The sequence below is a fragment of the Kaistella treverensis genome (assembly GCF_900114045.1).
In the GTDB taxonomy this organism is placed as follows: Bacteria; Bacteroidota; Bacteroidia; order Flavobacteriales; family Weeksellaceae; genus Kaistella; species Kaistella treverensis.
This window is the reverse complement of sequence record NZ_FORQ01000001.1, coordinates 818,308-830,901: the sequence shown is the minus strand read 5'-3', so window position 1 is coordinate 830,901 and position 12,594 is coordinate 818,308. Positions and strand designations below refer to the sequence as shown.

11 protein-coding genes and 2 tRNA genes are annotated in these 12,594 nt (G+C 38.8%); all 13 read left to right on the top strand.

What is annotated here, in order from left to right:
- Nucleotides 1-39: 39 nt before the first annotated feature.
- The gene (locus BMZ55_RS03975; RefSeq protein WP_039343961.1) at nt 40-519 is read left to right on the top strand and encodes a lipocalin family protein; all 480 of its coding nucleotides are present in this window, start codon (nt 40-42) and stop codon (nt 517-519) included.
- 17 nt (nt 520-536) lie between these two features.
- A complete protein-coding gene (locus BMZ55_RS03970; RefSeq protein WP_089818827.1) occupies nt 537-1,229 on the top strand; it encodes a YiaD family glycine zipper/OmpA-like lipoprotein in 693 nt (230 codons plus the stop codon).
- An 84-nt stretch (nt 1,230-1,313) separates the two neighbouring features.
- Nucleotides 1,314-2,198: a decaprenyl-phosphate phosphoribosyltransferase gene (locus BMZ55_RS03965; RefSeq protein ID WP_089818826.1), complete on the top strand. Its 885-nt coding sequence runs from the start codon at nt 1,314-1,316 to the stop codon at nt 2,196-2,198.
- Nucleotides 2,199-2,208: 10 nt separating this feature from the next.
- On the top strand, nt 2,209-3,522 hold the full coding sequence (locus BMZ55_RS03960; protein WP_089818824.1) for an FAD-binding oxidoreductase: 1,314 nt from the start codon (nt 2,209-2,211) through the stop codon (nt 3,520-3,522).
- A gap of 54 nt (nt 3,523-3,576) precedes the next feature.
- Nucleotides 3,577-4,302, top strand: a complete 726-nt coding sequence (locus BMZ55_RS03955) for an SDR family NAD(P)-dependent oxidoreductase (protein WP_089818822.1) — start codon at nt 3,577-3,579, stop codon at nt 4,300-4,302.
- 1 nt (nt 4,303) lies between these two features.
- Complete coding sequence (locus BMZ55_RS03950; protein WP_089818820.1) at nt 4,304-4,891, top strand: HAD family hydrolase; 588 nt, start codon at nt 4,304-4,306, stop codon at nt 4,889-4,891.
- Nucleotides 4,892-4,928: 37 nt separating this feature from the next.
- Entirely contained in the window at nt 4,929-6,104 is a 1,176-nt protein-coding gene (locus tag BMZ55_RS03945) for a cysteine desulfurase family protein (protein WP_089818818.1), read from the top strand.
- 66 nt (nt 6,105-6,170) lie between these two features.
- The gene (trxA, locus tag BMZ55_RS03940; protein ID WP_089818816.1) at nt 6,171-6,488 is read left to right on the top strand and encodes a thioredoxin; all 318 of its coding nucleotides are present in this window, start codon (nt 6,171-6,173) and stop codon (nt 6,486-6,488) included.
- 129 nt (nt 6,489-6,617) lie between these two features.
- Nucleotides 6,618-6,691 (top strand) — tRNA-Asp (locus BMZ55_RS03935).
- A gap of 31 nt (nt 6,692-6,722) precedes the next feature.
- Nucleotides 6,723-6,796 (top strand) — tRNA-Asp (locus BMZ55_RS03930).
- A gap of 455 nt (nt 6,797-7,251) precedes the next feature.
- The gene (locus BMZ55_RS03925; RefSeq protein WP_089818814.1) at nt 7,252-8,520 is read left to right on the top strand and encodes a glucose-1-phosphate adenylyltransferase; all 1,269 of its coding nucleotides are present in this window, start codon (nt 7,252-7,254) and stop codon (nt 8,518-8,520) included.
- Nucleotides 8,521-8,597: 77 nt separating this feature from the next.
- A complete protein-coding gene (locus BMZ55_RS03920; RefSeq protein WP_089818812.1) occupies nt 8,598-9,635 on the top strand; it encodes an SRPBCC family protein in 1,038 nt (345 codons plus the stop codon).
- A gap of 100 nt (nt 9,636-9,735) precedes the next feature.
- Nucleotides 9,736-12,543: a 2-oxoglutarate dehydrogenase E1 component gene (locus tag BMZ55_RS03915; RefSeq protein WP_089818810.1), complete on the top strand. Its 2,808-nt coding sequence runs from the start codon at nt 9,736-9,738 to the stop codon at nt 12,541-12,543.
- Nucleotides 12,544-12,594: the final 51 nt, after the last annotated feature.

Genomic DNA, 12,594 nt, shown 5'->3' with positions numbered 1-12,594 from the left:
CGGTTTTTTGTAGTTAGAAAGCACAATTAATTTTACACTATGAAAAATTTACTATTAGCCGGAATATTTGGAGCAGCTCTTACTGTTTCCTGTTCCACTGCAAAAACCGCACAGGCAAACCGTGCAGAGTTTATGAATTTGAAAGGAGATTGGGAAATAACCAGCGTTAATTACGATAACAACTATAAAGTAAAACCATTTGATGAAAATGCTGATGCCCAATGTTTCGTTGGCAGCCACTGGACTTTAGTTCCTAATAACTGGACCGGAACGTATATGATTAACGGAGGTGCAGATTGCCCGAGTGTTATTCAGCCTATCAAATTTGAAGTGGTAAACGGCAACGAATTTAAATTTAAAAAACTGGTAGAAGGTTCAAAAGCGAAAGAAGTAGTTTCGGGATATTCTTTGAATTTAATAAACCAAACCGATAATCAGTTCAGTCTGGAACAAAGTGTTCCTGCAGACGGACAAAATGTAAGAATCGTTTACAACTTCGAAAGAACTTCAGCGAAATAATCTATAAAAATACAATTATGAATCTTTTTAATAAAACAAATATTGCAGCGTTATTCATCTCAACATCTTTAATGATGACCAGTTGTGACACTGTAAAAAACGCAAATAATCAACAGAAAGGTACCGTAATCGGAACAGCTGCAGGTGCAGTAATCGGAGGTATTATCGGTAATAATGTAGGAAAAGGTAAAAATGCACCCGTAGGAGCAGTTCTTGGTGGTATAGTTGGTGGAGTTGCCGGTAACGTAATCGGCGGAAAAATGGACAAACAGGCCAAAGAAATTAAAGAAACTTTACCTGGTGCCGAAGTAGAAAGAGTTGGCGAAGGTATTAAAGTAACCATGAAAGAAAATATGGTGAACTTTGGTTTCGATTCTTCTACGCTTTCATCCGCTGCACAGATGAACCTTGATAAACTAGCTGAAGTGCTGAAAAATAACCCGGATACCAACATTAATATCTATGGTTATACAGACAGCAAAGGTACAGACAGCTATAACCTTTCACTTTCCGATCGAAGAGCAGCTGCTGTAAAATCGTATTTGGTTTCCAAAGGTCTTGATGCATCCCGAATGATTACCATGGGACGCGGCGAGCAGGAACCTGTTGCTACTAACGACACTGAAGAAGGAAGAGCTCAGAACAGACGTGTTGAATTTGCAATTACCGCAAATGAAAACATGATTAATGACGCTAAAACAGCAAATTAAACCTTAAAAATAGATCATTTTTAAATCCGCTTCGGCGGATTTTTTTATTATAAAATCACTATTTTCGCAACTGATTCTATCTGAATGAATAAATATCTAAAACTGCTGCGCGTGGAGCAATGGGTGAAAAACCTTTTTGTTTTCGCACCTTTGTTTTTTTCCGGAAATATTACCAACCTAGAGCTTTTAATTAAAAGCATTTTTGCTTTTATTACCTTTTCTTTTGTTGCCAGCAGTATTTATATCATCAATGATTATTCGGATATTGAGTCAGACCGCAAACATCCCGAGAAAAAAAACCGTCCGCTCGCGAGCGGAACCATTTCCAAAGCCACCGCAAAGGTTTTTTTGGTAATTTTACTTGCACTCGTTGTAATAACGATTTTCACATTGCAAACGTTATTCGCTACAGATTATTGGCAGTTTGCGGTGATTATATTATTTTACTTTGTAATGAATCTCGCGTACACTTTCAAGCTGAAGCACGTCGCAATCGTTGATGTCTGCATCATTGCGGTTGGATTTGTTTTGCGAGTTCTTGCCGGCGGTTATGCCAGCGGAATTTTAATCTCACAATGGGCAATTTTGCTGACTTTTGTATTAGCCCTGGTTTTGGCCCTGGGAAAACGACGTGGCGAACTTGTTAATGCTCAGGTTTCCGGCCGAACCAGAAAATCGCTGGACGGTTACAATGTTCAGTTTGCAGACATCGCGCTTTCGATAAGTTGTGCGCTTGCGATTGTGTGTTATTTAATGTTTACCTTGTCGCCAGAAGTGCAGCAGCGCTTTCATCCGCGCGTTTTTTATACCGTTTTCTTTGTGGTTTTTGCGTTTTTACGTTATCTTCAGCAAACTTTGGTGTACAATAAAACCGAATCTCCGACCAAAATTATCTACAAAGACCGTTATATTCAGGTGACATTGGTTTTTTGGCTCGCGGCATTTTTACTTCAAATTTATTTTAAATAAATAATTACAGATGAAACCGAATTTCAAGCGACAGGTATCGAATTGGGGTAATTTTCCCGTGGTGGAAAAAGAAATGCGGAGCGAAGATTCTTTAGCAAAAATTCAGGAATTTGTGCGGAATAACCACGAAATTATCGCGCGTGGAAACGGCCGCTGCTACGGCGATGCAGCTTTGGCTGAAAATATTTTTTCCACTAAAAGGTTAAATAAATTTATAAGTTTTGATCGTTTGAACGGCATTATTGAATGCGAAGCCGGTGTTCTACTTTCCGAAGTTTTAGAAGTTATCATTCCGCAGGGTTATTTTCTGTATGTAACGCCCGGAACCAAATTTATCACCATCGGTGGTGCGATTGCGTCCGATGTTCACGGAAAAAATCATCACGCAGAAGGATGCTTTTCGGAATATGTTCTGGAATTTTCATTATTAAATGAAAACGGTGAAGTTCTGAATTGCTCGCGCAGCGAAAATGCTGATAAATTTTGGGCTACCATAGGTGGAATGGGACTTTCCGGAATTATTCTTTCCGCGAAATTCAAACTGAAAAATATTGAAACTGCTTACATCCGCCAGGAAAGTATAAAAGCGGAGAATCTCGATGAAATTTTCCAGCTTTTTGATGAAAGCGAATCCTGGACATACAACGTCGCCTGGATTGATTGCCTGCAAACCGGTGAAAATTTAGGCCGCAGTATTTTAATCCGCGGCGAACACGCTTTTAAACAGGAACTGCCGAAAAATCTTCAAAAAAATCCTTTAAAGCTCGAAAAAAAAATATCCCCTAAAATCCCCTTTTTTTTCCCGGGTTTCGTTTTGAATAATCTCACGGTGAAACTGTTTAATTTCTTCTACTTCAGAAGACAAAGGCCGAAGGTGGTGAAAAATTTCGTGCATTATGAGGCGTTTTTCTATCCTCTGGATGTGGTGACGGATTGGAACCGCATTTATGGTAAAAACGGATTTATCCAATACCAACTTGTTTTACCCAAAGAAACCGGCAAAGAAGGCATGAAAATAATTCTTGAAACCATCGCAGAAAGTGGAAACGGCTCTTTTCTGGCGGTACTGAAACTTTTCGGAAAGCAAAATAAAGATGCTTACAATTCGTTCCCGATCGAAGGTTACACTTTGGCGCTGGATTTTAAAATGAATGCAAAACTGAAAAATCAGGTCGAAAAGCTCGATAAAATTGTGGAAAGTTATGGCGGCAGAATTTACCTCACCAAAGATTCCATGAGCAAGCCGTCCCTTGTAAATTATCTGAAAAACGTGAATAATTCGAAGTTTGTGTCACTTCAGTCGAAAAGAATTCACAATGGTTAAAAGCGGAAAATTTGCCCAAAAAGCCGTTAATTTTTTAAAAATGAAAAGAAAGATATGATTGTTTTAGGAAGCAATTCCGACGTTGCGCAGGCCTTCGTAGAAAAGTTGCTAAATTCGGATGAAAAGCACTCCAAAATCTTTCTGTTTACCTCTAACCGCGAAACCACGGAAAAATTCGCGAAACACCTTGAAGTAAAATACGTTCAGCAATCTGAAATTATCGAACTTGATTTGCTTCAGCCAATAGATTATTCAATTTTTGAAAATATCAATTCGAACCTGCTTTTCTGTGCCACCGGATTTTTAGGTTTAGGAACCGAAGAAGGTCTTTACGACAACCGAAATACGCAAAATATCATCGATATCAATTACGCAAAATTAATTCCGGTTTTAAATTATTTTGCTGATAAAATGGAAAGAAAACGTTCCGGAATGATGATCGTGCTTTCCTCGGTTGCGGGCGATCGCGGCAGGCAAAGCAATTTTATTTACGGCAGCGCAAAAGCTGGTTTGACGGCGTATCTCAGCGGTCTGCGAAATTATCTGCACTCTAAAAAAGTGCACGTTTTAACTGTAAAACCCGGTTTTATGGCGACAAAAATGACCGAAGGACTTCCGCTGAATCCGAAATTAACTGCAACACCAAAACAAGCTGCCGACGCAATTTATAAAGCGTATAAAAACGGTCGAAATACTGCTTATGTTTTGCCGGTCTGGGGTTTAATAATGTTGGTTATCAGAAATATACCGGAATTTATTTTTAAGAAATTAAAGCTTTAAAATGAAAAAATTATACTGTTTTGATTTCGACGGAACGTTAACTTACAAAGACACCATGTTTTTGTTTTTGAAATTTTACAATTCAAACAAATTTTACGTTCAGTTTGCGAAACATATTCCGCTTTTTATTTTGTTAAAATTAAATTTAATGGACGCTGAAAAGGTGAAAAAAAGTTTTATTTCATCGGTTTTAAAAGGTGAAAGCCGAAAAAATATCGAGCTAAAAAGCCAAATTTTCTTCGATTTATTTCACGGAAAAATTCTGCGCGAACACGCGTTGGAATTCATTAAAAATATAGACAGATCACAAACGGAAAGTTTTTTAGTTACGGCTTCGCTGGACATTTGGGTAAAACCTTTTGCTGATTATTTAAAAATGAATTTACTTGCCACACAAGGCGAATTTATCGATGAGAAATTCACCGGAAATTTTCTCGGAAAAAACTGTAATGGTGACGAAAAGGTAAATCGGATAAAAATGGCTATTTCGGGCCGAAAATTTGACAAAATAATTGCCTTCGGCGATACCGAAGCGGACCGGCCCATGTTGAACTGGTCAGATGAAGGTCATTATAAATTTTTTCATTAAATTTAACCTCCGAAAAATATATTAAGAAAAAGGCTCAATGAATAAGATTTATTTGGATAATGCGGCTACAACACCGCTTTCCGAGGAAGTTATAGATACGATGGTGGCGGTATTGAAAACCAATTACGGCAACCCGTCTTCCACGCACAGTTTCGGTCAGGAGGCGAAAATTCTCTTGGAAAATGTCCGCCGGGAAGTTGCAAATTATCTGCACGTTTCGCCGGCAGAAATTATTTTCACCTCGTGTGGAACCGAGTCGAACAATATGATTATCAAATCGTGCGTCAATCATTTGGGTGTGGAGCGCATCATCACCTCACCGCTCGAACATAAATGTGTCGCGGAAACGGTGCTCGATATGAAGAAGAGAAAAGGTGTTGAAGTAGTTTATCTCCGCCCGGACAACAAAGGTGATATCAGTTTAAATGATTTAACCGAAGCGCTTCAGAAATCTGATAAGAAAACGCTGGTTTCGCTGATGCACGCAAATAACGAGATCGGTAATTTGCTGGATATTAAAAAAGTTGCGGAAATTTGCAAAGAAAATAATGCGCTTTTCCATTCAGATACCGTACAGTCTATGGCGCATATGGAGCTTGATTTTTCCGATATTAAAGTAGATTTTGCTTCTTGCAGCGCGCATAAATTTCACGGTCCGAAAGGCAGCGGATTTGCGTTTGTGCGAAAGTCTTCAGGTTTAAAAGGAATTATCACCGGTGGCCCGCAAGAAAGAAGCTTGCGGGCAGGCACTGAAAATGTGTGCGGAATTGCCGGTCTTGGCAAAGCGCTGGAACTGTCGGTGAACAATATGGAAGAATATTCCAGCCACATCAAAGAAATTAAAAAATATGCGATTGAGCAGCTTCAGCAAAAAATCGAGGGTGTAATATTCAACGGCAGAAGCGCCGAAATGGACGCGAGTTTATATACGGTTTTAAGCGTACTTTTACCTTTCAAAGATCCGATGATCGGTTTGAAGCTCGACATGAAAGGAATCGCAATTTCGCAGGGAAGCGCGTGTTCTTCGGGAGCTTCAAAACCTTCCATGGTGATGATGATGATTTTGGATGAAGAAGAAATGAATAATACAACTCCGCTCAGAGTTTCCTTCAGTCATTTGACGACGAAAAAGGAGATTGATGCTTTGGTTGCGGCGCTTCAAGGCATCGCGGAAAATTTCAAAATAGAAAATCATGATATTGAACATAGATAGGGACATCGTGCAATTAAAGGGAAAATTGTAAATTTGTCTTTCGAAATAACTTAAAATATAATAAAAATGGCATTAGAGATTACAGATCAATCGTTCAAAGAAACGGTATTGAATTCAGATAAACCGGTGTTGGTAGATTTTTGGGCAGTTTGGTGCGGACCGTGTCGAATGCTGGGACCAATTATTGAAGAAGTTGCTACAGATTTTGAAGGTAGAGCAATCGTTGGAAAAGTTGATGTAGATAACAATCAGCAGGTTTCTGTGGATTACGGAATTAGAAATATCCCAACTGTTTTGATCTTTAAAAATGGTGAAGTAGTGGACAAAATCGTGGGTGTAGCCTCAAAAGAAGTAATCACCGAGAAATTATCTGCACATTTATAGAAAATAAGAACCTTGAAAATGAGTGCTTTCCTAATAAGGGAAGCATTTTCTTTTAAAAATATTTGTAGGCTGTTATAAAAAGTGTATTTTTGCACTCACCAAAAAGGAAGAAGTTCTTTTTATTCTAAAGATCCGGTAGTTCAGCTGGTTAGAATGCCGCCCTGTCACGGCGGAGGTCGCGGGTTCGAATCCCGTCCGGATCGCAAAAAGTTTACAATTACTTTTCAAAAAATTGATCCGGTAGTTCAGCTGGTTAGAATGCCGCCCTGTCACGGCGGAGGTCGCGGGTTCGAATCCCGTCCGGATCGCGAAAATCTCTCAATTTATTGGGAGATTTTTTTGTTTTAAAAAGTTTTCTGAATTTTGATATTTCTTCCTGCTATTTGGGCAAATTTTTCCGTTTTTATTTTTTTCCACTTTCTACTAAAACCGTTTTGAAAATTCCATAAAAATTTGCTGCTTTTCAGGCATTTTTTTTAGTTTTAAATTTTTTTAGCTTCAAACGATTTTATTTTAAAATTCATCGAAAAAAATACAGTGCTGTTTAGGTGAATTTTTCCCTTTTGAAATTTGCAACACTTTGTTTCAGAAATTACATTTTAAATTGTTTTGAAAAATAACGGCCTAAATGAGCAGATTTTTTCATTTGGCAACATGCGTTAAATTTTCTTAAAGCCCGATTATTCCGCGGTTTTTATTTGTAATTCTTGCCAAAATTGACTAATATTGTTAGCAATCACACCATCTAACTAAAAAGTCTTCTATGAAACCCAGTGTAATATCGATAGTTCTCGGCGGCGGTAGGGGAAGCCGATTGTTTCCGCTCACCAATACCCGGTCAAAACCCGCGGTGCCCATCGCAGGAAAGTACCGCCTGGTGGATATCCCGATTTCCAATTGCCTGAATTCTGGGTTCAACCGTATTTTGGTGCTTACGCAGTTTAATTCGGCTTCGCTTAATTCGCACATCAAAAACTCTTTTCACTTTGATATTTTCAGCAAAGGTTTTGTTGATATTTTAGCAGCTGAACAGAATGTGGAAAATGACCAGTGGTACCAAGGAACTGCCGATGCGGTGCGCCAGTCCATGAAACATCTGGATAAATATGAATATGATTATATTTTAATTCTTTCCGGCGATCAGTTGTATCAAATGGATTTTCGTGAAATGATCGATTTTCACTGCCATAATAAAGCAGATATCACCATTGCAACAATTCCGGTAAACGGGCAGGACGCGACAGGTTTTGGTATTTTAAAATCTGATGATGACGGAAATATCACCTCTTTCATTGAAAAACCAAGTGAAGATGTGCTTCACGAATGGAAATCTGAAGTTTCTGAAGAAAATAAGATAAAAGGCAAGGAATATCTGGCTTCGATGGGAATTTATGTTTTCAGCAAAGCCGTTCTTAAAACCATGTTTGAACGTGATCCCGGCGACGATTTTGGTGGTGAACTTATTCCGAACGGCATCGGGACGTATAAAACTTTAAGCTTTCAGTATGAAGGTTACTGGACAGATATCGGAACTATACAGTCTTTCTTCGAGGCAAATTTAAATCTAACCAGAAATTTCCCTGATTTTAATTTATTCAGCAACAGACCCATTTATACACGCGCGCGAATGTTGCCGCCGTCGAAAATTCTGGGTTCGTACGTAAGTAAAGCTATTTTTGGTGACGGCTGTATCGTAATGGCCGATAAAATCGAAAATTCAATTGTTGGAAACCGAAGTCGAATTGATAAAGGAAGCACTTTAGTAAATACCTATATGATGGGCGCGGATTTTTATCAGGACACCAAAGAAATTGTGCAGAACGATGAGAACGGGAGTCCAAATGTTGGTGTGGGAAAATACTGCTACATTGAAAAAGCAATTTTAGATAAAAACTGCCGAATCGGTGATAATGCGCGGATTATTGGCGGTAATCATCTACAGGACGGTGATTTCGAAACGCATTCTATTAAAGATGGAATTGTGGTGGTTAAAAAAAATGCGGTTATTAATCCGGGAGTGCAAATTCCATAAAAATTTTTAAATAAAATTGAACGGCGGTAATTTTATCGCCGTTTTTTTTCTGCGTACGTTTTATGTATTTTTGCGCCATGCGCTGGATAAAAATTGCTCTTTTCCTTATTTTGCTTTTAGGTATCGTTTATTCGGTGCTGATGTTTTTCGCTCCTGAGAACAAAAGTTTTACCGTAGAAAAGGAAATTAATTATCCCGTAGAAAAAGTCTTCCCTCAGTTCAATAATCTTCAAAATTTTGCCCTTTGGAACAGCTATTTTTCTGATAATAAAAATCTGTCGTTGGAGTTTTTTACGCCTTATGACGGAAAGGGAAGTTCTTTTACGTTTCACGATCCAAAAGACGAAGACGTCAGCGGCGAACTTTTCATCAGATATTCAAACCCACATAAAACTTTAAAATTTCAGCTTTATGAAGGCAAAAAAAATACGCCTTACCAGCTGAATTTTAAATTTGTGCCTTTGGGCAACAAAACGAAAATCACCTGGTTCATCCACACTCCAAAACAATCATTTCTTAAACGTTCACTGAATTTAATTTCGGAAGATGTCTGGCTGGAATCTGTCGATAAAAGCATGACCAATTTATCGAATTTACTTGGCAAAAAAATCCAGAAAGAAGCGCAGCGCGAAAACCTGAAATTCGACACCATTACCGAAGAAAATCAGGAAAGCCTGATTTTGGTCGGGATCAATGTTTCCACCAAAAACAGCAGAGATGGTTTTTTCAAGAATATCGTTGTTAATCACAACAAGGTTTTAAACTTTGTGAAGATGGATTTAGGTAAAAAAGATGACGAGTTTGGCGAACCAGTTTTAATTGCGACTCCGGAATATTATAAAGATAAAGAGGTTTCTTATTTTTATGGCGTTCCGTTGCCGAAAAAAGAGCCTGTTTCGGACAATAATTTTACTTTCAGAACTTTAAATTCTACGCGGACATTTGTTACTTATTATCGCGGAAGTTACGCCGGGCGCGTGAAATCTATACAGCAACTCGTCAATAAAGCAAAAAAAGACACCTTACGTAACGGAACGTTACAGGAGACTTTTTTAGAAGAGCCAAATTCCGCTTCGGAAGTGGTGCTGAAATTATCTTTGCCGGTCTATAAATAAAAGCGCCGCGCGCCTTTTTATCTGCGGATTGCCTTCGGTACTTCACTTATTTTTGTTAATTTTGTTCTTTAAATAAAAACCAACAGTTAATTTGTAAATAATGGACAAATTTTCATTCCTAAACGCTGTACACTCGCAGTTAATAGAAGACTTATATCAACAATATTTAAAATATCCCGACTCGGTGGAGCCCTCCTGGAAAGCATTTTTCCAGGGATTTGATTTTGCACTGGAAGGTTACGGGGAAGATATGATAGCCGATTCGGCGGAAAAGGCAGTTTCTGCTCCGGTTCAGATGGCAAACCAGGCGGCGGCAAATGGTAAGATTCCGAATGAAATCGAAAAAGAGTTTAAAGTTTTAAACCTCATTGAAGGTTACCGTCATCGTGGTCATTTATTTACGCACACCAATCCTGTCCGCGAGAGAAGACAGTACGAACCAACTTTAGCTATTGAAAATTTTGGTCTGTCAAAAGCAGATTTAGGAACGAAGTTTAATTCTGCAAAAGAAATCGGTCTTCCAACTGCGGTTACTTTACAGGAAATTATCGACCATTTAGAGCAAATTTATTGCAAATCCATTGGTGTGGAATATATGCACATCAATAACGTTGAAGAGCGCAAATTTATCCGTGAGTTTTTGCAGGTGAATAAAAACCGTCCGCAATTAAATGCCGGTGAAAAGACTGAAATTCTGGAAAAATTAAACCAGGCTGTCGCTTTTGAAAATTATCTGCACACCAAATTTGTGGGTCAGAAAAGATTTTCACTTGAAGGTGGCGAATCATTAATTCCGGCACTTGATCAGTTAATCACAAGATCTTCTCAGCATGGCGTGGACGAAGTGGTTTTGGGAATGGCTCACAGAGGCCGTTTGAATGTGCTGACGAATATTTTTGGAAAATCCTACAAACAGATTTTTTCCGAGTTTGAAGGCAAAGAATTTGAAGAAGACGTATTCTCCGGCGACGTAAAATACCACTTAGGTTCTTCGAAAAAAATTAAAACCGCAAACGGCGAAGAGGTTGCAATTAATTTAACACCAAATCCGTCACATCTTGAAACGGTTGGTGCGTTGGTTGAAGGAATTTGCCGCGCAAAAGTTGATAATAAATATAAAGATTTCGCGAAAGTTTTACCGATCGTCATTCATGGTGACGGCGCTATTGCGGGTCAGGGAATTGTGTATGAAGTTGCGCAGATGATGACTTTGGAAGGTTACAGAACCGGCGGAACGGTGCATATCGTTGTAAATAACCAGGTTTCGTTCACCACCAACTATTTGGATGCAAGATCATCAACGTACTGTACCGATATTGCAAAAGTTACAGAATCTCCTGTGATGCATGTAAACGCAGACGATGTGGAAGCTGTGGTTCATTCGATGAGGTTTGCGGCAGATTTCCGGGCGAAATTTGGTAAAGACGTATATATCGATCTTTTAGGCTATAGAAAATACGGTCATAATGAAGGTGATGAGCCAAGATTTACCCAGCCACATTTGTATAAATTAATTTCAAAACATCCAAATCCAAGAGAGATTTACAAAGAGCAGCTAATCAGCGAAGGTATTGTTTCAAAAGAAATTCTTACCAAAATGGAATCGCAGTTTAAAGAACTTTTGGATGCAGATTTTGATGCTTCGAAGGAAATTGAAAAAAATACCATGGACCTCTTTATGGCTGATGACTGGAAGCAATATCCAACTTCGGTAAAAGGTGCAATGGTGGCGAAAATTGATACCACATTTGATATTTCCAAGTTAAAAGAATTGGCGGTTCAAATGTCCACTTTACCAAAAGATAAAAAATTCATCAGCAAAGTTTCGCGGCTGTTTGAAAACAGGTTGAAAGCTATTGAAGCTGATAATTTGGATTGGGCACTTGCGGAATGGTTGGCGTACGCTACTTTGCTAGCCGAAGGTAACAACGTACGAATTTCCGGTGAAGATGTAGAAAGAGGAACTTTTTCTCACCGTCACGCTTTAATCAAAACTGAAGATGCCGAAGAAGAATATATTCCGCTTCGTCACATTTCCGAAAACAGATTTGATATTTACAACTCGCACCTTTCAGAATATGGAGTTTTAGGCTTTGATTATGGTTATGCGATGGCGTCACCTAACACGTTAACGGTTTGGGAAGCACAGTTTGGTGATTTTATGAACGGAGCGCAGATTATTATCGACCAATATTTGGTTGCTGCCGAAGAAAAATGGAAAATTCAGGCTGGTTTGGTCATGCTTTTACCACATGGTTTTGAAGGTCAGGGTGCAGAGCACTCGTCCGCGAGACTGGAAAGATTTTTGACACTTTGTGCAAACGATAATATTGTGGTGGCAAATGCCACGACACCGGCAAACTATTTCCACCTTTTGCGTCGACAAATGAAATGGAATTTCCGCAAACCACTTGTGGTAATGTCTCCGAAATCCTTGTTGCGTCACCCGAAAGTAATTTCAAACTTTGAAGAATTGGCAACCGGTCATTTCCAGCCGATCATCGATGATGCGACTATCGACGCAGCTAAAGTGGAAAAATTAGTGCTTTGTTCCGGTAAAATTTACTACGAACTTTTGGCTAAAAAAGAGGAATTAAACTGCGAAAATATTGCATTGGTAAGATTAGAACAGCTTTATCCTTTACAGAATGATCAGATTGAAGAAATTCTAAATAAATACAGCTCCAGAAAGCAATTGCTTTGGGTTCAGGAAGAACCGGAAAATATGGGCGCTTGGAGCTATATTTTACGTAATTTCCGAAACACTGGAATCGATGTTATAGCACCGGTTCAAAGCGGTACGCCGGCGCCGGGAAGTCATAAAATGTTCGAAAGAAACCAAAATGACGTGATAAACCGAGTTTTCGGCCGTCAGGATGCACCCGCGAAAAGGCCTGTAACTGCTTAATTTAGAAAAAAGTTACTTCAATAAATCATTTTAAATAAACTAAAAAAAATA